The organism is Pseudomonas thivervalensis (assembly GCF_001269655.1).
In the GTDB taxonomy this organism is placed as follows: domain Bacteria; phylum Pseudomonadota; class Gammaproteobacteria; order Pseudomonadales; family Pseudomonadaceae; genus Aquipseudomonas; species Aquipseudomonas thivervalensis.
Map to the genome: position 1 here is coordinate 92207 of NZ_LHVE01000009.1, position 25685 is coordinate 117891.

Annotated in this window: 19 protein-coding genes; 5 read left to right on the plus strand and 14 right to left on the minus strand. The window is 58.6% G+C overall.

Annotation, left to right across the window (positions count from 1 at the left end; translation table 11 throughout):
* Nucleotides 1–5: 5 nt before the first annotated feature.
* The gene (locus AD659_RS12810; protein WP_053121714.1) at nt 6–1436 is read left to right on the plus strand and encodes an MBL fold metallo-hydrolase RNA specificity domain-containing protein; all 1431 of its coding nucleotides are present in this window, start codon (nt 6–8) and stop codon (nt 1434–1436) included.
* 45 nt (nt 1437–1481) lie between these two features.
* On the opposite strand, the gene fnr is transcribed toward AD659_RS12810, so the two are convergent.
* The 13 genes from fnr to galB form a co-directional block, all read right to left on the minus strand.
* The gene (gene fnr, locus AD659_RS12815; protein WP_053121715.1) at nt 1482–2234 is read right to left on the minus strand and encodes a fumarate/nitrate reduction transcriptional regulator Fnr; all 753 of its coding nucleotides are present in this window, start codon (nt 2232–2234) and stop codon (nt 1482–1484) included.
* A 153-nt stretch (nt 2235–2387) separates the two neighbouring features.
* Nucleotides 2388–4547 carry a methyl-accepting chemotaxis protein gene (locus AD659_RS12820; RefSeq protein WP_053121717.1) on the minus strand — a complete coding sequence of 720 codons (2160 nt, stop codon included), beginning with the start codon at nt 4545–4547 and terminating at the stop codon, nt 2388–2390.
* A gap of 356 nt (nt 4548–4903) precedes the next feature.
* Entirely contained in the window at nt 4904–6028 is a 1125-nt protein-coding gene (locus AD659_RS12825) for an ABC transporter permease (RefSeq protein WP_053121718.1), read from the minus strand.
* Between the two features lie 2 nt (nt 6029–6030).
* Nucleotides 6031–8775 (minus strand): ribosome-associated ATPase/putative transporter RbbA, encoded by a 2745-nt coding sequence (rbbA, locus tag AD659_RS12830; protein ID WP_053121721.1) that lies wholly within the window; start codon nt 8773–8775, stop codon nt 6031–6033.
* On the minus strand, nt 8772–9845 hold the full coding sequence (locus AD659_RS12835; RefSeq protein ID WP_053121723.1) for an HlyD family secretion protein: 1074 nt from the start codon (nt 9843–9845) through the stop codon (nt 8772–8774). Before AD659_RS12835 ends, rbbA begins: the two co-directional genes overlap by 4 nt.
* Before the next feature lie 1035 nt (nt 9846–10880).
* Complete coding sequence (locus tag AD659_RS12840) at nt 10881–12110, minus strand: OprD family porin (RefSeq protein ID WP_053121726.1); 1230 nt, start codon at nt 12108–12110, stop codon at nt 10881–10883.
* Nucleotides 12111–12194: 84 nt separating this feature from the next.
* Nucleotides 12195–13508, minus strand: coding sequence for a dicarboxylate/amino acid:cation symporter (locus AD659_RS12845; RefSeq protein WP_044059285.1), 1314 nt, complete (start codon nt 13506–13508; stop codon nt 12195–12197).
* Nucleotides 13509–13561: 53 nt separating this feature from the next.
* Entirely contained in the window at nt 13562–14425 is an 864-nt protein-coding gene (locus AD659_RS12850; protein WP_014338898.1) for an amidohydrolase family protein, read from the minus strand.
* 113 nt (nt 14426–14538) lie between these two features.
* Complete coding sequence (locus tag AD659_RS12855) at nt 14539–15423, minus strand: LysR family transcriptional regulator (RefSeq protein ID WP_053121728.1); 885 nt, start codon at nt 15421–15423, stop codon at nt 14539–14541.
* Between the two features lie 28 nt (nt 15424–15451).
* On the minus strand, nt 15452–16378 hold the full coding sequence (locus AD659_RS12860) for an NAD(P)-dependent oxidoreductase (RefSeq protein WP_053121730.1): 927 nt from the start codon (nt 16376–16378) through the stop codon (nt 15452–15454).
* Nucleotides 16375–17466, minus strand: coding sequence for a 4-oxalomesaconate tautomerase (locus AD659_RS12865; protein ID WP_053121732.1), 1092 nt, complete (start codon nt 17464–17466; stop codon nt 16375–16377). Before AD659_RS12865 ends, AD659_RS12860 begins: the two co-directional genes overlap by 4 nt.
* Before the next feature lie 5 nt (nt 17467–17471).
* Nucleotides 17472–18188 (minus strand): 4-carboxy-4-hydroxy-2-oxoadipate aldolase/oxaloacetate decarboxylase, encoded by a 717-nt coding sequence (locus tag AD659_RS12870; protein ID WP_014338902.1) that lies wholly within the window; start codon nt 18186–18188, stop codon nt 17472–17474.
* On the minus strand, nt 18185–18919 hold the full coding sequence (galB, locus tag AD659_RS12875; RefSeq protein ID WP_053121734.1) for a 4-oxalmesaconate hydratase: 735 nt from the start codon (nt 18917–18919) through the stop codon (nt 18185–18187). Before galB ends, AD659_RS12870 begins: the two co-directional genes overlap by 4 nt.
* A 153-nt stretch (nt 18920–19072) precedes the next feature.
* On the opposite strand from galB, the gene AD659_RS12880 reads away from it, so the two are divergent.
* The 3 genes from AD659_RS12880 to AD659_RS12885 all read left to right on the plus strand — a co-directional run bounded on the left by AD659_RS12880 (nt 19073) and on the right by AD659_RS12885 (nt 21938).
* Nucleotides 19073–20296 (plus strand): LysR family transcriptional regulator, encoded by a 1224-nt coding sequence (locus AD659_RS12880; protein ID WP_053121736.1) that lies wholly within the window; start codon nt 19073–19075, stop codon nt 20294–20296.
* A 263-nt stretch (nt 20297–20559) separates the two neighbouring features.
* Nucleotides 20560–20724 (plus strand): hypothetical protein, encoded by a 165-nt coding sequence (locus AD659_RS30220; RefSeq protein WP_248842654.1) that lies wholly within the window; start codon nt 20560–20562, stop codon nt 20722–20724.
* Nucleotides 20725–20771: 47 nt separating this feature from the next.
* On the plus strand, nt 20772–21938 hold the full coding sequence (locus tag AD659_RS12885; protein ID WP_053121738.1) for an alpha/beta hydrolase: 1167 nt from the start codon (nt 20772–20774) through the stop codon (nt 21936–21938).
* A gap of 87 nt (nt 21939–22025) precedes the next feature.
* Here AD659_RS12885 and AD659_RS12890 read toward each other — a convergent pair whose 3' ends face one another.
* Nucleotides 22026–22730: a hypothetical protein gene (locus AD659_RS12890; protein WP_053121740.1), complete on the minus strand. Its 705-nt coding sequence runs from the start codon at nt 22728–22730 to the stop codon at nt 22026–22028.
* A 367-nt stretch (nt 22731–23097) separates the two neighbouring features.
* Here AD659_RS12890 and AD659_RS12895 point away from each other — a divergent pair, with 367 nt between their 5' ends.
* Nucleotides 23098–24750 carry a RopAA-2 gene (locus tag AD659_RS12895; protein WP_053121742.1) on the plus strand — a complete coding sequence of 551 codons (1653 nt, stop codon included), beginning with the start codon at nt 23098–23100 and terminating at the stop codon, nt 24748–24750.
* Nucleotides 24751–25685 lie beyond the last annotated feature (935 nt).

A 25685-nucleotide genomic window follows, 5' to 3' on the forward strand; every position in this document is an offset into this window, starting at 1 on the left:
CCGGCATGCGCATGACATTTCTCGGGGCTGCCGGTACCGTTACCGGCAGCAAGTATCTGCTGGAGCACGACGAACAGCGCATCCTGATCGATTGCGGATTGTTCCAAGGCTACAAGCAGTTGCGCCTGCACAACTGGGATCCCTTCGACCTGCCGATGCGCGACCTGGATGCGATCGTGCTGACTCATGCCCACCTGGACCACAGCGGTTACCTGCCAGTCATGGTTCGCAATGGCTATCGCGCGCCCGTCTACGCCACGCCAGCGACCTGCGAACTGGTGAAGATCCTGCTGCGCGACAGCGCCCGCTTGCAGGAAGAAGAGGCGGAATACGCCAACCGCAAGGGGTTTTCCAAACATGCACCGGCCTTCCCGTTGTACACCCGTGAACATGCCGAACGAGCGCTGAAACTGCTGCGCCCGATAGCCTTCGAACACCCGGTGGAGATCGCTCGGGGGATATCCATCTTGCTGCGCCGCGCCGGGCATATCCTGGGTGCCGCCACCGTTCAGGTGCAGGCCGGTGGGGTGACGCTGGTGTGTTCCGGCGACCTCGGGCGACCCGAGGATCCGGTGATGTTTGCCCCGAAGGTCATCGAGCAGGCAGACGTGCTGTTGGTGGAGTCCACCTACGGCGACCGTCGGCACCCGCACGAATCACCTGAAGACCAATTGGCCGAGGTGATCACCCGCACCGCGTTGCGCCGAGGCATCACACTGGTGCCCTCGTTCACAGTCGGTCGCGCTCAGTTGTTGATGTACCACCTGTATCGCCTGAAACAACACCGGGCAATCCCGGACATTCCGATCTACCTCAACAGCCCCATGGCCATCGACGTGACCCGGTTGTACCAGCGCTTCGGTGACGAGCATCGGTTGTCGAAGGAGGAGTGCGAAGGCATGTGCCACATCGCCCATCCCGTGCGCTCGGTCAAGGACGCCATGGCCCTGGACCTGCAACGCACCCCGGCGGTGATCATCGCCGCCAGCGGCATGGCCACCGGGGGACGGGTACTGCACCACCTCAAGAGCCTGGCGCCCAACCCCATCAACACGTTGCTGATGCCCGGCTTCCAGGCCGGCGGAACGCGAGGCGCGAGGATCGTGGCGGGCGAGCCTTCGGTGCGTATTCATGGCAAGGACGTGCCGATCAATGCTGAAGTGGTGCCGATGCAAACGCTGTCGGCCCATGCCGATGCCGACGAGATTATCCAGTGGCTGCGGGGCTTCAAGACTCCGCCACGGCACACCTATGTCGTGCATGGCGAGCCCAATGCGTCTGATGTCTTGCGTCACCGTATCTGCGACGAATTGGGGTGGTCGGTGTCGGTGCCGGAGTACCGCGATAGCGTGGACCTCGGAGCGGCGGCCTTCGCGAGCAGGTTTGCTCCAACAGGGGGGGCTGGGGGCGCCGGAGGCTCGAACGTTACGTCTTAATATTGGGGGCTACTGATAGAGATCAGTGGTCATGCAGCGCAGGCACTACAGCTCGGCATGACGATGGCAGCCGGCGACCTTTTGCTTGAGACCGGGCAAGTCCAGGATCGTGACGTTGCGTCCATGCATGTCCACCAGTTCCTCCTGGCGCAGGTGGGCGATGCACCGACAGATGGTTTCCAGGCGCAGGCCCAGGTACGAGCCGATGGCTTCGCGGCTCATGCGCAGGACAAATTCCCGGGAGGAATAGCCGCGCATATTGAGCCGTTGCGACAGGTTCAACAGAAATGCCGCCAGGCGCTCGTCGGCGTTCATGTTGCCCAGCATCAACAACATGCCGTGATCGCGAACGATTTCCTGGCTCAGGAGTTTGTTCAGGTTGTGCTGCAAGGAGGGTAAATCGTGGGCGAGTTTTTCCAAGTGGCTGAAGTGCAGCGGGCAGACTTCGCTGTCTTCCAAGGCGATGGCATTGCAGGCGTAGTGATCGGTGCTGATAGCGTCGAGGCCAAGCATTTCGCCTTGCATCTGGAAACCGGTGACTTGTTCGCGACCGTCTACCGAAAGGACGCTGGTCTTGAAGAACCCCAATCTCACCGCATACAACGAGCGCAGTGGGTCGCCGGTGCGATACAGCGCGGCGCCTTTCTTGACCTTCACCCGCTGGGCTATCAAGGTGTCGAGGCGCTCGACTTCACCGCCCGTCAGGCCGATGGGCAAGCACAGTTCAAGCACGCTGCAGTTCGAGCAAGCGGTCTTGAGGGCATGTACCTGCAGAACGCGTGGTTCAGACTCGGCCATGGAAATATTCCTTTAGTTGAAGCAAGCATAGAGGAACAACTCCGCCATGCCTGTTTCTTTGTCGCCTAAAGCAATACCGGTTGTCGATAGGGACAGATGGCCTGCAAACCGTTCCTATCCGGCTTTATCTGGCATGTGGCTTTTCGCTGCCGGTTACCGTTTTACCTTGAACCTGCCCAACTCCCGCTGCATGAGCGCGGCCCGTTCCGACAGATCCTTGGCCGCCACCGCGCACTCCAGCGAGTTTGATTGATTTTTCTGCGTCACTTCGTCGATTTGCTCAAGTCCAATGCTCGCTTGCTGCAATCCGGAGGCCTGCTCGCTGGAGGCCTGGTAAATCAGCGACACCAGGCTGGAAACCGCGCCGGTTCCATTGACGATATTTTTCAACGATTCGGCGGTGCGGCTAGCGATGACCATGCCGCGTTGCGTCTTGCTTGAAGAATCGGCAATCAGCGCGGCGGTTTGCTGGGCGGCCTCGGCGCTGCGTGCCGCCAGGCTGCGGACTTCGTCGGCCACGACGGCAAAACCCCGTCCCAGTTCACCCGCCCGGGCAGCCTCGATGGCGGCGTTCAAGGCCAGCAAGTTGGTTTGTGCGGCGATGTTGTCGATGGTCGTGATGATCGCCGTGATGTCTTTGCCCGAGTCGTCAATTTCCGCCATGGCGGCGATCAATTCACCCATCAATTGATCGCTTTCTCCCGCGTCGGCCCGTGATGCCTGGGATTGCTCATCCGCTTTCTTGGCGTTGGCGGCGTTGTCCCGAGTCTGGGCGGCCATCTGGGTCATGACTGCGCTGATTTCGGTAATGGACGATGCGGAGTTCGCTGCGCCCTCGGACAACGACTGGCTCAGATCGGTGACCTGTCCTGAGCTGCCGGTGATCTGGGTCGCGCTGGACTGAACCTGTGAGATCAATTGATTGAGATTGCTGACCATCTTTTCCAGTGATTTACCCAGGGTGTCGTGAGGCGAGGACAACCGAACCTCCAGGTCCAGGTCGCCTTCGGAAATGCGTTCGGCGACCCGCACTTGCCTTTGCAGGCTCTCGGACATGTCGTTCAACGCTGCCGACAACTGCCCGACCTCATCTTCGGTTTTCTGCACCAGGCGCCGCGAGAAGTCCCCGAGGCTGATGTTGGCGGCCAAGGCAGCGGCTTCGCGGATGGGGCCGACGATTTTCGCAGCGGCGAACCACAAGGCGAGCAACGCCAGCAGTGAGATCCCCAAACCGACGGAGACCTGCCAGATGCTGTTGTTGATACTGCGCGCTTGCAGCTCTTGCTCCAGGGCAATGGCCTGGCTCATGACGACCGCCTTGGGCAGGCGAATCAGGACCGCCCACGGTTTACCGGTGCGGCCCAGTTCAATGGGCATCAACACTTCGATCTGTTGGGTTTGCGCGTTCAGCAGGCCATTACCGCGACCGCTCTGGATGGCGCTCAACACCGTTTCCCAAGCCTCAGGCAACAACGCCTTGATGGGTTGGCCAATCAAGTCGGTGCGTTGACTGTCTGCCACCACCAGACCCTGGTTACTGAGGATCGATACCGAACCTTTGCCGCCGTAAAGCTCAGCGGACATTTGCTCGCTGAGTTTCTGGATAAAGGCGATGTCGAAGTCGGCCCCGACCACCCCGTAGAATTTGCCGTTCGACACGATCGGCACCGACAGGGTGGTCAGCCAGACATTTTTTCCCTGGACTACGTAGGGAATGGGGTCAAGCACGCTTTCTTTCAGGGTGTCGCGGGGACCGCTGTACCAACCGCCTTTAGGCACGCCGTTGGGATGGCGGTCCATGGAGTCATATTCAACCAGCGGCTGTACCGCGATGTGGCCGCCTGCGCTGCGCGTCCAATAAGGTGTAAACCGGCCGGTCGACGGATTGCTTCCATCCTGGGCGGCGCGAAACGCAAGGTCCTGGCCGTCCAATGCGTCCGGTTCCCAGCACGAATAGGTGCCGTTGAAGTCAGGGTTATCCTTGAGCACCCCGAGCAATACGCTGTTGATCTGCTCGCGCCCCATCACCAGAGGACTTTGCGAAGCTTTGCTCACGGCAAAAGCGTTGGCCATGGTGCGCGCGGCATCCAGGGCGTTCTGCAATTTGGCCTGGATGGCGTTGGCCCGGGATTCCGCCAGGTTCTGGATCTCGCGGATAGTCGAACGCTCAACCAAGGCCGAGACCTCGCCGGCGACGTATTGCTCGTTGGACCGGGCGGAGAACAGCCCGTAGAGCACCAGGCTCAGTGATGAAACAAACAGGCAGATGCCCGCCGTCATGCAGATTCTTATTTGCAGCGATTTAAGTTTCATAAAGCCTCCCAGCCCATTCTTCGGGCGTGCCGAGATCACGGCAACACCTCTTATGTTTTGCACGGTCAGGCCAATAACGTTGGGTTGGTTCGAACCCGACATGTCCAGGTAGATGGCTCAGCTGGCGCAGGTAGCGACGTTATTTCTTGGCCCTGGCGGGAGGTCCTTTCCACGTTCTTTTTGATTTTGATTCGAACTTGCGGGAGCGACCCGGTAAATGGCGGGCTTCTCATGAACGGGTGGATCAGGCACGTTTGAGGTAGATTATTGATGGCACAAAGGCATCAATAAATTGTACTTTGGTATCTTTTTTGTACAGGTTTTGGCGGGCATGAGCCGCTGCCGCTCGCCCGAACTCAGGCCATTTGCGTTATCGCTCGGCGAAACCGAAATAGCGCAGCGAAGAAAAACAGTGCACCGATAGACGCGATCGCCAGGAATTGCGGCCAGACAATCGCCAGGCCCGCGCCGCGATACAGAATGCCCTGGGCGAAGCTGACAAAGTGCGTGGTGGGAGCGGCCAGCATCAGGTTTTGCACCAGCTCCGGCATGCTTTCACGAGGGGTGGCCCCTCCGGAAAGCAACTGCAGTGGAATCAGGATCAGGATGCTCAGCAGCCCGAGTTGCGGCATGGAGCGTGCCACCGTGCCCAAGTAGATGCCGATGGAGGTGGTCGCGAACAAATGCAACGCGGTTCCCAGCAGGAACAACCCGATCGAGCCGTTGATGGGCACCGCCAGACAGCCTCGAACGACCACCCACACGGCGAAGGCGGTGGCCACCAGCACCACCAGGCCCATGGACCAGACCTTGGCCGTCATGATTTCAAACGCGCGCAGCGGCATCACCAGCAGGTGTTCAAGGGTGCCGTGCTCACGTTCTCGAATCAACGCGGCGCCCGTGAGGATGATCGACACCATGGTGACGTAATCGATCAACTGCATCACTGAGGTAAACCAGGCCTGGGTCAGGTTGGGATTGAACTGCATACGCATGGCCAAGGCCACCGGGGGGCGCGGTGTGTCGCGCACGCCACGGACAAATTTGGCCACTTCGGTGGCAACGATGGTCTGGATATAACCTGCTCCGGTAAAAGCTTGGCCAATCTGGGTGGCGTCGACGTTGAGCTGCAAGCTGGGGCGTCTTCCTGCGAGAACATCGCGCTGAAAGTCTGGGGCAATATCGAGGGCGAAGGTGTAGCGACCGCTGTCCATCCCAGCATCGACCTGTTGACCGGTGATGTCTGCGGCAGGCAGGAAGTAGGGTGGTTGAAACGCCGCGTTCAATCGTTCGGACAGCTGCGAGTGGTCCTCATCAACGATAGCCAGGGGTGCATGGTGCAGTGCCTCGGGGATGCCCGAGGCGGCGGTGTAGATGCCGAACGAGAACGCCCAGACGATCAGGATCAGCATCGCTCGGTCGTGGTACAGGCTGCGAAATTCCTTGATGCCCAGGCGCAGGATGTTCATGAGGCTGTGCATGGCTAACGCTCCTGTTTGCGCAGGCAAAGCACGCTCAGGCCGATCAGGATCGGTACCGTCACCAGCAGTTGCAGGAAATACGGTCCCAGCGCCTGCATATCCAGGGCCTTGGAGAAGATCCCTCGGCTGATGGTGAGAAACTGCGCGGTAGGGTAGACCTTGCCGACCATCGCGCCGAAGCCCTCCAGCGAAGACACCGGGTTGATCAATCCGGAAAATTGAATGGCCGGTAGCAGGGTCGCAATGGCGGTGCCGAACACGGCCGCAATCTGGCTGTTCATGAACGTCGACATCCACAAGCCCAACCCCGTGGAAGTGCCGATGTACAGCAACGCGCCCAGGCTCAACACCCAAAGGCTGCCTTTGAGTGGCACGGCGAACACCCAGACGGCCAAGGCACACATCAGTAAAAAGTTGAACATGCCCATGGCAACGTAGGGCAACTGTTTACCCAGCAGGAATTCCAGGCGTGTCACGGGCGTGACATACAGGTTGATGATCGAGCCCATCTCTTTTTCCCGTACGACACCCAACGCGGTGAGCATCGCCGGAATCATCATCAACAACAGTGGGATGATCGCCGGAACCATGGCCTGCAAGCTTTCCACATCCGGGTTGTAGCGGTAACGCACTTCCACGTTGGCAAGGGTCGTCCCGCTATACCCAAGTTCTGCCAGATAGCCATTGTGCAAGCCGTTCACGTAGCCCTCTATCGTGCGTGCTCGCATGGGCATTGCACCGTCCACCCAGGCGGCCACGGTCGGCTGGGTGCCGCGCTTGAGGTCGCGTCCAAAGTCTGGCGGGATTTCCAGCGCCAGGGTAATCGCCCCGCTTTGCAAGCGAGTCTCCAGATCGGTGTAATCATGCAACCCGGGCTGTTCGATAAAATAACGCGAACCGGAAAAGCTGCGCACATAGGCTTGGCTGGTGGTGGTCTGGTCGCGGTCCAGCACTGCGAATGACAGGTCTTCAACGTCCAGGCTGATGCCATAGCCCATGATGAACATCAGCAATACCGTGCCCAGTGCCGCAAGCGTCAGGCGGATCGGGTCACGGCGAATCTCCATGGTCTCGCGCCGAGCGTAACTGAACATTCGCAGGCTACTGAACCCATTGCGGCGGGTCTTTGAGAAAGCGACGTGGGGGGCTTCGAGGGTCGGTGGTTGCGTGCTCGGCCCCTCGCGCTGTATCGCGGCTGCTTCGTCGCTGGCGGCTTGTTCGAGGTAGGAAACAAAGGTTTGCTCCAAGCTGTTCAACCCGCGATCGATGACCAATTGCCCGGGCGCGCCGCTGACCAGTACCCGCCCGGCATGCATGAAGGAGATCCGGTCGCAGCGCTGCGCTTCGTTCATGAAATGCGTGGAAATGAAAATGGTCACGCCGTCATTGCGCGACAGGTCGAGCAACTGCCGCCAGAAAGCGTCCCGCGCAATGGGGTCTACGCCAGAGGTCGGTTCGTCGAGAATCAGCACATCGGGTTTATGGATCAGCGCGACGGCGAGCGACAGGCGCTGACGGATACCCAGCGGCAGTCGATCGGGCAGGGCGTCAAGGTCTTGCTTGAGACCAAAACGTTCGACGGCCTCGGCGACGCGGCGGTCAATTTCGTCCGCTGGCACATGAAACAATTGGGCATGCAGCACCAGGTTCTGCCGGACCGTCAATTCGGTGTAGAGGGAAAAGCCTTGGGACATGTAGCCGACACGCTGCCGAGTCTTCAGGTCCTTCGGGTCGATCGGCTTGCCAAACAGCCAGGCCTGCCCCGAAGTGGCCGCAAGCAAACCGGTCAGCATTTTCATGGTGGTGGATTTGCCGCAGCCATTGGAGCCAAGGAAACCAAAGATCTCCCCGCGCTCGATGCGGAAACTGGCATTGTCCACGGCGGTGAACGCACCGAAGCGGCACGTCAACTCCTTGGCCTCGATGGCAATCACCGCCTCCGCTGCGGATTGGACACGAGGTGTGATTACCAGCGGTTCGTGGCCACGCCGGCGACTTTGCGGCAACAGGGCGATAAAGGCCGCTTCCAGGTTCTGACATTCGGTTCGCTGGCGGATCTGTGCAGGTGAACCACTGGCCAGGACCTTGCCTGCGTCCATCATCAGCAAATGGTCGAAGCGTTCAGCCTCTTCCATATAGGCCGTGGCCACCAGGACACTCATATGGGGCCGTCGTGCCCGCAACTCGGCGATCAACGCCCAGAACTGGTTTCGCGCAAGGGGGTCGACGCCAGTGGTGGGCTCGTCGAGGATCAGCAGGTCGGGATCGTGGATCAGCGCACAGCACAATCCCAGTTTCTGCTTCATTCCACCCGACAGTTTCCCGGCGGGGCGCCCGGCAAAAGGCGTCAGCCCGGTGCTGGACAACAAGGCATCGATGCGTTGTCGGCGTTCTTGCCGGCCTTGCCCGAACAGGCGAGCAAAAAAATCCAGGTTTTCGAATACCGACAATGTCGGATAAAGGTTCTTGCCCAGGCCTTGGGGCATGTAGGCGATGCGCGGACACAGCGCCTGACGATGACGGGCGTCGGCTATATTGCCGTCCAATACGGTCAGATGCCCTTGCTGCACGACCCGCGCGCCTGCGATCAACGCCAATAGGCTGGACTTGCCGACGCCGTCCGGGCCGATCAGCCCGACGATGCCGGTGGCAGGAATGTCCAGGGTGATGCTGTCCAAGGCTAGGGTCTTGCCGTACCGCAGCCCCACGTCCTGCAGGCGCGCCACCCAAGCGCGTTTGCCCGTCATTGGGGTACCTTGATTTCGAGTTCGGCTGGCCATTGGGCTTGTTGATTGAGCCGAACATGGGCGACGCCCGGCACGCCGGTTTTCACTTGGCTGAGGTGCTTGCGCAGCAGCTCAGGGTCTATCCGCGCCTTGATACGGAACATCAGCTTCTCCCGTTCGTTGGCCGTTTCAACCGTTTTGGGCGTGAACTGCGCGACGCTGGCCACGTAGCTGGCTTTGGCAGGAATCACGTATTGCGGGGCGGCATCGATGATCACACGCACCTCGCTGCCAATGGCCACGCGACCGGCCTGGTCGGTGGGCAGGAAGAACGTCAGGTACACATCGCTCAGGTCCACCATGTTCAGGACTTTGCCCCCGGCCGCAATCACCTCACCTTCTTCGGCGATGCGGTACTGCACGCGTCCATCCCGAGGCGCCTTGAGCTCGGTGTCGGCCAAGTCCGCCTGCAAGCGTTGCTCGGTCGCCGCTGCCGCCTCGATGCTGGCCTGAGCCTCTTCCACTTGCGACTTGGCGGCTTCAATACCCGCCTGGGCCGTCAATACCTGTGAGTTGGCAGCCGCCAGCGCCGCGTGGCCGCTGTCCAGCAGCGCGCGGTCGTCGTCCAGTTGCTGCTTGGCTAGGGCGTTGCGCTGCACCAGGATCTCGGTGCGGGCAAAGCGTTTCTGTGTGGCAATCAGTTCAGCCTGGCGCTGGGCAACCACTGCCCTTGCGGTGATCTTTTCGCTTTCCCGTTGAGCTACGAGAGCCGCCGCCGTTAATTTCGCGGTACGGGCCCGCTGCAACTGGGCCTGGGCCTGGAGAATTTCGGCCCGCAACGCCTGGGTATCCATGCGCGCCAGCACTTGCCCTGCGCGGACCTGTTCACCTTCAGTGACCAGAAGGGTATCGATGCGTCCGGCCAGCTTGCTCGCCACATCCACTTCGGTGGCTTCAATCCGCCCATTGCCGCTGGCGAAATCAGGGTCTATAGGAGCGGGTTTGAACACGTACCAGGCACCCAAAATGCCCAGGACAACCAGGCTCCCCAGAGCCCCTCGTTTAAGCCACTTGCCGGTTACGTCGTTCATCCCTGCCTCTCGGGTCTCAGCGCAGGTTGGCGCTGGGAGATGATAGGGCTGGAGTAGAAGGTCGTTTGTTGATCTGCGTTAACGATCCGGCTTTAAAAGGAAAAAATCGGTAGCGGGGGAAGCGACAACGTCTGATGCTGAAGGGTGGACTGCAAATGGGGAAGGAACCGGGCGATCAGAGATCGACGGGGTTTGGTGGGGGCTGTGTTTTTTTGCCCTTGATACCCCAAGGAACAAGTCCAGAATCAAATCTTTTCCTGCCCCAGCAGGAAAATAGACCCCCTGGATTTCAACGAGTCGGACACCAGGTACGAGTCTCGTTTCCCGCTCCAAGATTCAGAACAAGCCACTCGGATGAGTGGCTTTTTCTGTGGTGCGCCAGGCATGGCGCGTTGCGCGTAAGCGCAACCAGCTTGGCTGTGGTGGCCACGCTGGTGACTTGGAGGTGAAAGTTCTCTACACACCCCGGCAAGGGGAAGTGTTAGCCAGAGGCAAGGGTGTCGTGGGTGACTGCGAATCTGAAGGAAGCTCGAGGCAAAATGCTGGCCTGACGAACAGGAAGCGGATGAGGCGGTGCAGCGGGGTAAGATAGCCACAATTGCCAAAGCCCAATACTTGCACGGAACGCTGTGACGTAGATCCGACAGGCATAAGCAGGAAGGTCGCGCGAATTACCCTGGGAGATCTGTCTAGCCTGCCATGTGCTACCGGCGTCGCGAGATGACGGGATGGGCGACAGAAGTCAGCAGAGGCCGTAGTAGTTGCTCAAAACCGGAGTAATGAAGGGCTGAACCTGCCATGAGTGGATAGTCGGGTGTGATCTCTGTGGAGCGTAAAGCAGAAACTCCGCGTAGCGGGGTCGAGACCATCGGGAGGTAGGAGGTCTGGGCGCTTAGATACCGCAGGCGACACATCAACGGAACCAAGCTCGCTGACGTAGTTGTGTCAGTAGGCAGGAACCGCCGTATACGGAACCGTACGTACGGTGGTGTGAGAGGACGGCGGGGGCAACCCCGCCTCCTACTCGATCGTTATTTAAAACAAAGAAAATGCGTAACTGGCGATCAACCGATTTTCATCAATGTCACGACCATCATCGCTGCGGTAGGTTGCGTTACGCCAGCGGACGGAGAGGCCTTTCAGGACGTCTTGAAAAGCGTAGGTCACATCGATGTCGCGCTCCCATTCCTTTTCGGCGCCTGTTTTATCCAAGCCTGTCCCGCGGATGTAAGCGGTGAAAAAGGTCAGGCCAGGAATACCCATTGCCGCGAAGTTGTAGCCGTAGCGCATTTGCCAACTGCGCTCACCGGCGCTACCGAAGTCGTGGTATTGCACGTAGTTGGGCAAGTAGGGGTTGTTGATGTAAGGGAAACCGGTCGCGCCCTTCATGACTTGGTAGGTGGCCATTACGCTGTGGCCGCTGTCGAGGTTGTAGCCCACCGCGGCGGAATAGGCCCGGTTATCGACTTCACCCGCTTTTGCGGCGCCGATATCGCGGCTGGAGAACGCACGTACATCGGTGGTCACTTTGCCTTTTCCAAGACGCGTGGTGTGAACCAGTCCGAGGAATTGCTGGCGATACACGTCGTCCAACTCACCGTAGTAATAACTTCCCGTGAGTGTCGGCGTGAGTTCATAGCTGCCACCCCCATAACGGAAACGGTCTCCGACACCTGTTGCCTTGTAACGCCCATCTTTGGCCGCAATACCGATATCACGTTTATCGGTAGAGTCCGGCGTGACGGTTTTATCGAGCTGCGCGAAATTGACGGTCAGGTGTTCGATCTCGCTGGAGCTGAGTTGGGTGCCTTGGAACGTCTGGGGAAACAGGCGACTGCCATTGAATTGCAGCACCGGAACTTTGGGCAATGCAATGCCGTAGTTCATGGTTGTTTTCGAGAACCTGACCTTGGCCGCCACTCCACCCTTTGAGTACTCGTCAGCGGCTTCACCGGAGGCGCGTCGTGGTAACAGGCCGCTACCGGTACGGTCTGGGCTGGAATCCAATTGAAAACCAGCGTATCCCAAGGCATCGATGCCGAATCCTACAGTGCCCTGTGTAAAGCCGGACGCGTAGTTAAGCAAAAAACCTTGTGCCCATTCATCCCGCTTGGACACGCCGACGCCATCCCGGAAGTCGCCGTTGTAGTAGAAGTTGCGTGCTTCCAAGGTTGCCTTGCTGTCTTCAATAAAGCCTTGGGCAAGCGTGGAAATGCTCCAGCAAACACCGGGTACGAACAATGCAATAGAGAGGTTACGGTTCATTTTTATTATATTCCTGACACGACGGGTCGCTGTTCGGTACTGGACCGAACAGAAACGCGACGGAAAGTTGTGAGGGGGGAGGTGTTAAGCCTTGCAGCCCAGCTCTTGAGCCAGCTTTTTGCGGTCCAGCTCTTTTTCCCAGGCGGAAACCACCAAGGTCGCTACACCGTTGCCCACGAGGTTGGTCATGGCCAGCCCTGTGCCCATGAAGCGATGGATGCCCAGAATCAGCACCATACCGGCGACGGGCACGACCGGTATCACCATCAAGGTGCTGGTCAGCATGACGAACGCGGCGCCTGACACGCCACTGGCGCCCTTGGATGTCAGCATCGCCACGATCACCAGGGTCAACTGTTGCGACAGGCTCAAGTCAATGTTCAACGCCTGGGCAATGAACAGCACGGCCATCGTCAGGTAGATGTTGGTGCCATCCAGGTTGAAGGAATATCCGGTCGGAATCACCAGGCCCACGACGGGCTTGGAGCAGCCCAGGCGTTCCATTTTGTCCATGATTTGCGGCATCACCACCTCTGAAGAGCTGGTACCCAGCACCACCAACAGTTCCTCTTTGATGTAGCCAAGGAAACGCAGAATGCTGAAACCACACAACCGGGCGACGCTGCCAAGGACAACGATGATGAAAAATATGCAGAGCAAATAGAAGCTGCCAATCAGTTTGAGCAGTGGCAGCAGCGACTGGACACCGTAGGTGCCGACAGTGAACGCGATGGCACCAAATGCACCCACGGCTGACAGTTTGGCGATGATGTGGACGATGCGGAAAAACACCCCCGACAAGCCCTCGACGATGTCGTACACCGGTTTGCCTTTCTCTCCCATGGCTGACAACGCGCAACCGAACAACACCGAAACCAGCAGGATGCAGAGCACGTTGCCCTCGGTGAAGGCCTGGGAGAAGGTAGTAGGGATGATGCCCATGAGGAAATCGACCATGTGCAAATGCTGGGCTTTTTCCGCAAAGCCGGTGACGGCCTTGGCATCGAGCGTGTTGACGTCAACGTTGAAGCCGCCGCCGGGGTTGAACAAGTGGCCACCGATCAACCCGATCAGCAGTGAGACCGTTGAAATGACTTCGAAGTACAACAATGCCTTGCCGCCGACACGGCCGACCTTTTTCAGATCACGCATGCCAGCGATACCGGTCACCACCGTACAGAAAACGACGGGGCCGATGATCATTTTGATCAGTTTGATGAACGCATCGCCCAACGGTTTGAGGTCGGCGGCGAAATCAGGCCAGAAGTGACCGACCAGCACACCGGCGATGATTCCCAGCAGGACCTGGAAATACATCGCACGGTAAAAGGGTTGTTTGGTTTTTACGTGAGTGCTGGTCGGTGTTTCGACCTGCGCGGGCACAGGGATAGGGCTCATAAGGTTTACTCGCTGCCATCTTATTGTTGGAGGTGTGGCAAAGGGTCCTGCTGTCAGCGTCCGTACAATTTCAGCGGGTTGTCTACCAATAGCTTTTGGCGCAATACCGGGTCGGTGCAGAAGCGGAACATCAAATCCACCAGGCCGCCGTCGTTAGGCATGTCCTTGCTGATGTTCGGGTGCGGCCAATCGGTTCCCCAGAGCACTCGATCCGGGGCTGCCTGGATCAGTCGCTCGGCGAACGGGATTGCGTCATCGAAGGGCCGGCGACCGATCGACACCCGTTCAGCGCCACAGACTTTGACCCAGGCCAATGGATTTTCCATGAGATCGAGCAAGGCCAGAAAAGACGATTGTTCGATCCCGTCTTGAGCCTTGACGCGGCCCATGTGATCGATGATGAACGGCACGGGAATGCGTTCCAGGCGCTCGGCGTAAGTCAGAATGTCCTGAGCGTCCAGGTGCAACACCACATGCCAGCCAAGCGGGGCGAGTCGTTCCACCGTGCGATCAAACACCTCCAGGTCGGGTGCGCCGCCCAGGTGCGCGACAAAATTGAAACGCACCCCACGTACGCCGCCAGCGTCCATTTCGGCAAGTTGGGCGTCGGTTTCGCTGCCGTCGACAATAGCCACGCCACGATAACGTCCTTCACTACGGGCAATGGCATCGAGCATCGCGCGGTTGTCACTGCCGTGACAGCTGGCCTGGACGATCACGGCGCGGCTGAACCCCAGGTGGTCATGCAGGGCTCGCAACTGTTCATAGGGCGCGTCAGGCGGGGTGTAACTGCGGTCGGCGGCATAAGGGAACTGCGCGGCGGGGCCGAACACATGGCAGTGCGCGTCCCAGGCACCTGTTGGCAATGTTTGAACAGGTTTGGTGGGGTTGGGGTCCGGAGCCAGGCAACTTTTCATTGGGTGTCCTTATTGTTCTACGTTTGAAAGCGATGACTGATGGTCGTCGTTGCAAACGTGTCGAACAACAGAGTCTGAGTTCTAGCAGCTATGCAGTTTTTGCATGCGTATCTTCACGGTATGCAGATTTCACGGACCATGGCCAATGTCTTCTCAGCCAGACGCGTCAACGGCCGCTGCTCCGAGGTCGCAATAAACAGGTGGGTAGGAATGGATGGTTCCACGATCTGCGCCGCTTTCAAGCCGTCGGGAAGCACGTCGCTCTCGGCGAGGGCAGAGCGGAACAATACGCCGTAGCCCATGCCGAGTTTGATCAGCTTTAGTAGTGAAGGAATGCTGTCGATTTCCAGGCAGACATCCAGTGTGACCTCATGGCGTGAGGCCTGCGTTTCGACCAGTCGACGCAGCGAATGAGGTTCGCTGGGAATGATCAACGGGTAGTGCCCCAAATCGCCCATGGCAACTATTTCAGGCAAGTCTGAACCGCTGGCCCCGATCAACATCAAGGGCTCTGAGTGGATGTGTTCGTAATGTAACTGTGCGCTATGGGCTGGGTTGAACAACAGCGCGAAGTCCAGGCGGCCGAGCAAAAGCCACTCGCGCATCGAGTGACTCAATCCCTCCTTGATCCCTAGCGAGCAACCCGGAAATCGTTCGCGGAACGCCGAGACCAACGCCACAGTGTGGCGCCGGGAAATACTGGGAGGAAGCCCGATCACTACTTTGCCTGATAAAGTGTCACGTTGTTCGCGCAGCTCTTCGCGAGCTACTTGTACCTGGCGAAGGATGCCTTTTCCGTGGTCGAACAACCGTTGGCCGGAAGCCGTTAGCAGCACGCCACGGCCATTGCGCAGCAAGAGGTGTTCCTGGAGTTCGACCTCAAGTTGCCGAACCTGGCGGCTGACCACTGACTGGGAAATGTTCAATACCGCAGCGGCTTTAGTAAAGCTTCCGAACTCCGCGACTCGTACGAAACATTCGAGCTGTTTTAGGTCCATGGGGCCGATCTCGACGAAAAACCCTATGTTACTGCTTTTTCTCCAGAAGGCTTTCGCGAGTGAGCGGACGACCGTAGAGGGTATCGATCAAGCGCAGCCAGTCGAATGGCTCCAAGCTTGGGTAATCTACGTCGGCATCCACCATAGCGTCCACGAGGCCACGCTGGGCGTTGACGATCGCTTGGCTCATGTTCGGCACCACCCCCATGTCGCTCGAGGTTTTTGCCACTTCTTTCATTTCTTCGGATCGACGCAGGCCATGTTCCGCCACGCGGCTGATCAAGTAGTGTGGCAGAGCGCCGTCCCAGCCCATCTGCGGGAAGCTCTGATGCAATGAGGCGAGCACCTCGCGTTCAGCCTGATACTGTCGTGCGGTGCTCAGGCACTCGGTTGTCAGTGCCTCCAGGCCCTTGATCATGATGCTGCGGCACATTTTGATTGCCGATGCGACACCCACTTCTTCAGACACCGGGCGAACGTTCATGCCTAGTTCAGTGAGCCGCTCTGCCAGCATCACAGCAGCTATTCCGCCCAATAGGATGGGGGTTTTCAACCGTTGAGGTGGCACCGGTGCCATAACGGCAGCATCGATGTAGCCGACACCGCGTAGCTGCATGGATGCGAGCGCAACCCGTTTGGTGGACGGAGCTACGGAATTGATGTCGATGAACAATTGATCAGGCCTCATCAACGCTGCCGCCGCTTGGGCGACATCCAGCGCAGCGTCGGCGGTGACTGCCGAGATGACCCAGTGGGCGAGGGCAATGGCTTCGGCGCAACTGTCGCATAGCGTTACGCCGCTGCGCCGGGCCTTGTCGTGCAGAGCGGCGCGAGTACGAGGGTTTTCTTGTAGGCGATCATAGGCGAATACCGTCACGCCGGCCGCCGCGAGGTCCTGGGCCAAAATACTGCCGGCTTCGCCGAAGCCGATCAGCGTCACGATGGTCGGTTTCATCGTTTTACCTCGTTCTGCCAGAGACTGCGGGGAATCAGTACATCACCGTCGAACAACAACCGGGCGGTACGCAGCAGGCCGCAACCTGCCAGTTGACCGTTGTGAATGCGCAGTTGCACGGTGAACTCTCCTGTCGGATGTTCTACAGACACCTGCACGCGATCGTTGGTCTGCGTCGCCTGGGCGACTGAGCTGGCAACCGAGTCTGGAACCAGGCACGCGGAGGCTACGCTCACCGCACCGAACACCCCGATCGAGGCGTGGCAACGATGGGGGATGAAGGTGCGACTGCAAATCGCGCCGCCATCACGAGGGGCGGCAATCAAGGATACTTTCGGTACGCTGCGCTGACTGACATCCCCCAGATTCATCAATGGGCCCGCCTGCAGGCGGATGGATTCGAGCCTGGCTTTGAGCTCGCTGTCGGCGTCCAACTGTTCGGCACTTTCGTAGCCGCTACGACCGACATCGGTGGCTCGAATCAAAATAACCGGCATGCCGTTATCGATGCAGGTCACATCAATGCCGTCGAAACGATCTGCGGGGTTGCCGGTCGGCAGCAGTGCACCGCAGCTTGAGCCGGCAACATCCTCGAATTCGATAATCTGCGGGGCGCCGGTGCCGGGAACGCCGTCGATGCGAGCTTCTCCTGCGTAACTGACCGCACCGTCCGGGGTGGGGACATGGGCGATGGCGATCTGACCGGTGTTCTCCATGAAAATCCGTACCGACGTAACGGGGCCCTGGACGCTCACCAGGCCACGTTCGATGGCGAACGGTCCAACCCCTGCCAGGATATTTCCGCAATTCTGGCCGTAATCGACCTGGGCCTGTTCCACCAGCACCTGGGCAAACAGGTAATCGACATCGGCGTCAGGACGCTCTGAGCGGCGAATGATCGCGACCTTGCTGGTCAACGAGTTCGCGCCGCCGATACCGTCTATTTGTCTGGTATCGGGTGATCCCATCACGGCTAACAATACCTGGTCACGCAGCGGCCCTTCGGCGGGGAGGTCGTGGGCAAGAAAGTACGCGCCCTTGGATGTGCCGCCGCGCATCATCAAGCAGGGAATACGAGTCTGGCTCATACGGGTCATCCTTGCAGATCGCTGAGGCTGTCGTAATAGGTCAGCCCACGATCGGCGAGTTTCTGCCGCATGTTGTAGATATCCAGGCCTAATTCACCGGCTGCCATGCGCAGGCGTTTTTCCTCTTCGAGCCTGGCGCGCTTGCGACTGGTTTCAAGGACCGTTGGCAGCTCTTCCCGACGGACAATCACCACGCCATCGTCGTCCGCGACCACAACGTCACCGGGCTCCACCCACTGGCCGGCGCAGATGATTGGTACGTTCACCGAACCTAGCGTTTCCTTGACGGTGCCTTGGGCATGAATCGCCCGTGACCATACCTTGAAACCCATCTCTCTGAGGGTTCGAGTATCCCGCACTCCGGCATCGATGATCAGGCCACGTACCCCTCGGGCCATCAACGACGTGGCGAGCAAGTCGCCGAAGTAGCCGTCGGTACAGGGCGACGATGTAGCGACCACCAGGATGTCGTCGGGTTGGCATTGTTCGACCGCGACGTGGAACATCCAGTTATCGCCGGGTGCGACCAACACGGTCACCGCCGTTCCCGTGGTGCTCTGGTTTTGCTGGATCGGGCGAATGGCAGAGTCCAACAAGCCTTTACGGCCCTGGGCCTCATGCACGGTGGCGACGCCGAAGCGATCCAGTTCATCAATTAACGTGCTGTCGGCACGGGGAATGTTGCGTACGACGATGCCGGTTTTTCCGATCAGCGCGCTCATGCCAGATTCTCCGTTACACGTGGGAAGATGCTCTGGTAGCCCTCGGCGTACTCGATGTTTCGGGTGGAGGTGATGCCGACATTGCGTTTGGCTTGTACGCCCCGCTGCAGGGCGACACGGGTGTAGTACTCCCAGAGATGCTCTTGACCGGCCATGCACTGGATGGCGGCATATTTCTTGTCCCAGACCTCAGTGATATCCAGCAGCACATCCGGGCGCCATTCGCACTGTTCCGGTTGGTGCGGTTCGAAACTGTAGACCGGTGGGGCCCCGACAATTTTTTCGCCGGGCTTGTAACCCTCTGCCTGGGCGATGATGCGTGCCTCCTGGGTCAGGTTCATCGCCAGCGGATGGTCGTAGTTGTAAGGGTCTTTGATCGAATGGCTGAGGACAAATGCTGGTTGCACTCGGCGGAACACGTCAGCCAGACGGAATAGCGTCTCTTTATCGGCCCGCATCGGGTAATCGCCGATGTCGAAGAATTCCACCGTGGCGCCCAGGATCTGTGCCGCTGCTTCGGCCTCGCTGCGACGGGCGGATTTGACCTTGTCTTCGGACATCTCGCCTTTGCGCCAAAGCTTGGCCGATTCACCTCGTTCTCCGTAGGACAGGCATACGATGTGAACGGCATAACCCTGGCTTGCATGTAATGCGATGGCACCGCCGGCACGCCAGACGAAATCGGCGGAATGGGCGCTGACGACCAGTGCGGTTTTTGTTGTAGGAGTCATTGAAGGGCTCTTCTTACGGCTATTAGGTAGGGCCACATTCGCACTTGGTTGCGGCGATGAATAATGCGTTCGGTTGTAAGAGGCATGCGTTTTACTTATCGAGGCGAGTTCTTCATGCTGTGCAACCACTTCTCTGAAACCCTATAGGTGCTCATGAACAGTCTCGAACTTCCCAATCTCATGCAGGTTCGGGCGTTCCTTCATATCGTCGACTACGGCAGTGTATCCAAGGCGTCTACCGTGCTTTTTCGTGCTCAACCTGTCGTGACGCGCTCCATCCTGGCCTTAGAGAAACGTCTTGGAGTCGTGCTGTTCGAGCGTAACGTCAACGGTATGCGTCTGACCGACTATGGTGAAGGCATGCTTCCCCGCGCTCGTCGTACCGTGGAGGAGTTGCAGGCTGTTGTGCCTTTGCTGGGGCAGATGCCGGGACATACCCCTGAACCGCTTTACCTGTACCAGACGCGCCGTCTGGAAGTCTTCGTGACGCTTTGCAAGACGCACCATATGCAAACTACCGCGAGCATCCATGGGGTATCGCAGCCGGCAATCAGTGCCGCCATCAAAGTCCTTGAGCAAGGTAGCGGTTGCAACCTGTTTGAACGCACACCCCATGGTTTGCTGCCGACCCGTCCATGCCAGGCGATGTTGTTGCGGGTGCGTCGAGCACTGAACGAACTTCGTCATATCGACGCTGACATCGCCGCGCTGGGTGGTTCCCTTCAAGGCGCCGTGCACGTGGGGGCATTGCCGCTTGGACGCACGGGAATATTGCCTGAAGCCGTGGTGCGCCTGACTTCGGAGCACCCCCATATACGGATCGTGACCAACGAAAGCCCGTTCGATCTGTTGGCCGGGGAGTTGCGCGCGGGGGATGTGGATTTCATCCTGGGTGCTCTACGCCCGTCGGCCTACGCCAGTGACTTGCATAGCGAGGCCTTGCTGCAAGAAGAAATGGTAATTCTGGTACGCCGTGACCACCCCTGGCTGACGCGATCTCTTGGCTATGACGACTTGAGCGCCGCCCGCTGGATCCTGCCTCGTGCAGGCTCTCCGGCACGACAGCTGCTGGACGCATTTTTCATCCACGTCGGCATCGCCGCCCCCAGCCCTGTGATCGAAACGGCCGATCTGGCAATCCTGCGAGGGGTGTTGTTGCGCTCAGACATGCTCGCCGCCGTTTCGGCTCATCAGTTGGAACATGAAATGGCCAGCGGTGATTTGGTACGTCTGCCGCTTGCCCTTGACCACACGACGCGACCGATCGGTCTGATCTCCAGGGCCGAGGCACTTCAATCGCCAGCGGCGCTGGCATTAATGGACAGGATTCGGCAGGTCGTGAATGAGACCTCGATGAGAGTCAACGCTTCGATTTGAAACCGAAGTAGTCCTCGCAGCACTGCCCGGAGCGCCCATTGGATTCGATTTTGCTGACGCTGCCTTGTAAGTACACCGCTTACTCATGAATAAAGCCTACTTATCCATGAGTTCCATATAGATCGTTTGTAAGCGTCTATAGGAACGATCTTCGGTCTTGCAGCGACCGACAACCATTCGATCTTGGCGTTCGGACTGCGTGGCAAGGCCTTCGAGTCCCGGGATCGCGGCGAGACCTGGAAGCGTCTCGACACCTGCAGCCGGTGACGTTGACCAACGTCCCGCGTCTTGATGATGGCTCGGTCCTGCTGGCGGATGAGTCGGGCCGGGTACTGCGTTTTGCCGATGGCGACCATGGCGTTCTCTCGCCCGGTGATGAACGTGACGAGGCGAACGGTTTGGGCAGCGAAGCGGGGAGTGACCGTTGAAGGTTTCAGCAAAGATCAGCAATGTTTTTCCGTCGTGGTGTCCGCTCATGTTGGGCGTCGCCGCCACCGTGGCGTGCCTGGCGCTGATGGCAGGGTGTGCCCGGCAACCCAGCGCGACCGACGCCCGGACGGAGCCTGCGACGTTTCAAGATTACACGCAGGCGTCACGGGCATGGATCGAGGCGCGGCGGGTGTTCCAGACCGCCAACCGCAGCGACGAACTGGCCTGGAACGCGCCCTACGAAGTGCGCCCCGATGCGCCCTCCAGCAAAGCCATTCTCTTGCTGCATGGTCTGGGGGATTCACCTTGGTCGTTCGTCGACATCGCCCAGGACCTCGCTGCACAAGGCTTCGTGGTGCGCGTTGCGTTGTTGCCGGGGCACGGCACCCAGCCGGCTGACTTGATCGATGTGCAACTGGAACAATGGCAGCAGTTGGTCGAAGAGCAAGTCGCGCTGCTGCACAAGGAATTTCCAGACGTCTACCTGGGCGGTTTCTCAACTGGCGCCAATCTGGCGCTGGCTTACTCCGTCAAAGATCCGAGCATCAGGGGCCTCTTGCTGTTTTCCCCGGCCTTTCGATCGAGTGAATCCTACGACTGGGCCACGCCTTGGCTGGCGCATTTCAAAACCTGGATACTGGCCCCCGATAATTTCCAGCCACAACAATCGGCGGTGCGCTACCACAACGTCCCCACCAACGGCTTCGCCCAGTTCTACCGCAGCAGCGTCGCGGTTCGCCGGCTCATCGAACACGAAGACTTTGACCGTCCCGTCGTCATTGTCCTGACCGAACAGGACTCAGTGGTCGACGTGCGCTACGTGCGGGAGCTGTTCAAACACCGATTTACCCATGCCGCCAGCCGGTTGATCTGGTATGGCCAGGCGGAGCCGGCCGGAAGCAGCGGGGCGGCCTCTGACCCGCGCATCCTGGCGCGTACCGACCGCATCGTCGATGAACGAATCAGCCAATTCTCCCACATGGGCATCCTGTTTTCGCCAACGAACCCGCTCTACGGTCGCTCAGGCTCCTTGCGGTTCTGCCGCAACAGTCGCAACGCCGACGAAGTGGCCCGGTGCGAGGCGGGCGAAGAGGTCTGGTATTCGGATTGGGGCTACAGCGAGCCAGGGAAAATCCATGCGCGGCTGACCTACAACCCTTATTTTCGGTGGCAATCCAATGTCCTTCGTGAGGTGTTGGCGGCGGCTGAGTAGGGCGCCTGACATTTGATCGCGGTTCCCAGCCAGCCATAGCTCCCGCAATATCGCCGGCGCGCTCGTTTCGCGATGGCGGGCCGGCCGTTACATCCGTGCGTTGCTCGAAATCGCATTGCACAAGGCCCGGGCAACAGGTGCGTAACTGGTCTGGCTGGGCTGTTCGGCTTCGGGAGCCCCGGTGGGATTGATCAGGTGCACCGCGATCTGTTCTGGTAGCCATGAGACGAGTGGCCAACGGGTGCGATAGGCAGGGTCAGGCCGGGTATCGCCGAGGGTTGGATCAAAATCGCAGGATGTCACAAACGCTATCCCTATCAGGCAAGCGCCTTCGAGCTGCGAGCGCACGCGACCAGGATTTTTCAAGAAACCCAAGTCCGCGACAACGACCGCGTCATGAATGATCAAGCGGCCTTCGTCGCTCACCTCGATATCGAGAACGACCGCCATGCAGGTCTGCGCGTCATAGTGGGCAGCGATGCCTTGCGTCCGACCATGTCTTGGGGGCTTGCCCCAATGAGCTTTCTTTGCCGCTTCGGTGATGACGCTCCGCATTCGATGGCCATCGATGCTTGATGAGTGCCGAGTGTCGTCGTTCACCGTCGATGCCGGATCAATCAGCGAAAGCAGATAGTCCCTGTGATCCAGCTTGCAGGCTCGCACCTGCGCGGCCATGAGTCGCTGTTCGGCGAACAGACGGAGCAACAGGCCTCTTCTGTCCAGATTGCTGTCGAGCGTCGATTGCCAAGTGAATGGATCAAGAGCACTGACGTGCGCATCAGGATGGCTCATTGCGTTTCTCCTTCCGGCTGATGGCAAGAGGTCCAGCTAAAGCGATGTGTCCTTGGGGGGACTTTAAGGGGAGGGATCTGACGTCAGAGTGACCGGAGGCTGACAGGAACATGTCAGGCGTTGGGCTAGTCGGCTTTCCAACCAGTGAATTGCTTCAAGATGTCGTAACAGGATATTTCAGAAGTATTCCAGGGTCATTTTGGTACGTACGGCGAGTGCGCGTGTTATTCGGAAGCCGCTTAGTTTTCATTTTTATTACATCCGTTGGAACGCTTCTCTCGGCACGGTCACTCAGGTGTAAGGATGTCGCCGCTCATACCGGCTTCATTTGCATTCTTCCATCTGCCGATCACTAAGGGGACATGCCATGGATACGCCCAATGTACGTGCAAGCCGCGAGCTGACTCGTGTGCCTGATGAGATACAGCAGGAAGCGACGCAACAGGCCTCTCACTCTCCTGACCTCGGCTCTATCGGGTTAGCGATGAGCATGCGGCTTCAAAATCATTTTGAGGCTCACCTTGAAACAGAAGCTGGCTCCGATCAACCCGCTGCCCCTGCTTCAAGCGCCCGCAACGCGGAGCTGAACGCCATTCGCGATGACCGTGCTCAACGGTTGGAGGCAGGGGGCTATAACGTCCATGACATGGAAAAGGCGGAAAAAAACGCAGCCAGAGCCGACAGATTGTTTGCGTCAATAAAGTCAGGGATGGGGGGGACGCCCTTTGCGGCGCTGACCGAGGCAGGTAATTTCAAGCCGTCAATCCTCCAGGTAGCGGGCCTGCATGCCAATACCGTACGCGAAGCGGCCATCGAGAACGCTATGGCATGCTTGTATGCCGGTATGGCGGATGCTGGCGGTAACAAGATGATTGCGGGCTTCAAGCCTGGTTATTACCTTAAACCCGAGAGCAATACGCTGCACCCGGCGCTTCAAGCATCCGTGGCGGAAAAGCTGCTGGAGTTGGACAAAGGTCCATTGCGTAATGCTTTCGACGAAGCCAACAAGTGGCTTACCGGGTTTGCCGTACGTAATACTGCAATGTACGCGTCAACGCTTGCCATGACGGCTGCTGGCAAAGAGCACCTGGATGCCGTCCTGCAGCCTGCCCTACGACCGGTCACGGCTATCATCGTGGGTATGGCAATCGAGCACTACCAGGTGAGCCGCGATCGCACTAACCATTTAGCTGACCCTGCAATGCTCTATGGTCGTCGAGATGCTGTACCGGAAGGGCAGGCTCATAAGCCTATCGATCAAGATACCGAATGGCTGGATGACTTCAGGACTTTGAAGGATCTCGATGCCACTGCCCTGGTCAAGATGGTCTCCGCGCGGCTTGGTGAAGGCGCGGCCACGGCTCTGAATGCGGTCATCAGCGGCGAAGCCTTGAAAGAGATAGCTGACCCGGTCAGTGTTTTAGGAAATGGTCTTCTGATTGGCGGGTTTTCTGCGATGGGCGCGGGTACTACCGCCACCGCTAACCTGGCCAAGTCGAAGGAGCTGGGAAAAATGGCGGCTACCGCAGCCTCGGAGGCTGTAAAAAACGTATTGGGTACCCTGGCTTTCGGGCTGTGGGCAGCTGGCGCCTCGCTAGGTGGATCATTGCCGAAAAAAGCCGTCGCAGCTGTCGATGCCCATGTACCAAAAGCAGTAGAAGGGAGCGCAGATGCAGCTGGCAGGGTGGCGGTCAAGGGCGGTGAGCTTGCAGTCAAGACATCGCTCACCGGCGCCAGATTTGCCAAGGAGACAGCTGTTTCAGCGACCAACCACACAAAAAGTGCAGCCCAAGCGGCAGGAGATGGCGTCATTAGCGTTGCTAGCGCCATTGGCACCACCTCCCAATCGGCCTGGGACAAAAGCATGGGAGCCCTGAGGCGACGCACCGCGGCCACCTCTCAAAGCCAAGCCGTTCATGGTCAGAGCGTGCCCATGCAGCCGCTCGCAGTTACGCAGGTCCCAGCATCGTCCTCAGCGCCCGAGCGTCCGCCTGCTCAGGATGATGGCGATATCGTGTAGCAGCCTTCCTCGTCGAGAGAACGTCATTGAAAAGTATGTGGCTGGCGAGGATTGTTGCTTGCGTCATCAGTGTGAGCTTTTGGCTGGCGGCGTCATGGTCGGCCGGAATGAGTGAGCATTGGGACGCGCAATGCTATCGGCAGTGATGCTGTCTTGGGGACGCGCGCGTGATCGATCGGCGGCTCGTAGCTAGCTGATGTAGACCGAGCCGTGGTGAGCACGCGGCGCGTCGTTGCCCAAGAAACTGCGGACCAATGCTCCCATGGCACCGTGGTCTCCAGGCAATTTCGAAGTCATAAATCTCAGTTATTGGTATTCGTTTTGGAGCCGATGGCAGCGGCGCTCCCGCGTTGTGCAAAATACTGAGTACATTCTTCATCTGATGGGTATGGCGGAGTGGGCCAGAGTTTTAATCTGGGCATCGACGTATGCAACCGTGTTTCCCTCGCGTCAGGGTGGTGTGCACAATCATATTGGCAGTACTGTGGCCTCGGGCGGTGTTAGCAGGTGCAGCTAGATCCGGTCAGTCCGGTTCGATGAGGCGGAAAAATAAGTTTAGGCTGGGCGGAGCGGCGCCTTTACAAGCACAGATAATGAAATGAGTTTGTTCGAAACCTATCAAGAGCACGTGCCTGCGGTCGGCGGCGGGGTAACAATCCCCTTATATCCTAACGAGGTAGAGTCCTTGGTTTTTATTATAAAGAAATTCGAGCCTATCCCATGGCTTCATACACTATTCTTGAAGCTGTCACCAAACGGTTACATATGATGCTCCATTCCGTTTAGCATCATTATCATCGAATTGATCTATTGCCATTTTTGATAGAAAAAAAAGCTTGTGCTCATGAAAAATAAAGGTTAAAAATTGGATCCAATGAGGAGTCAGGCTCTTTTAGCAGCCTAGGCTGTGATTGTCGTTCATATACCTTTATGAA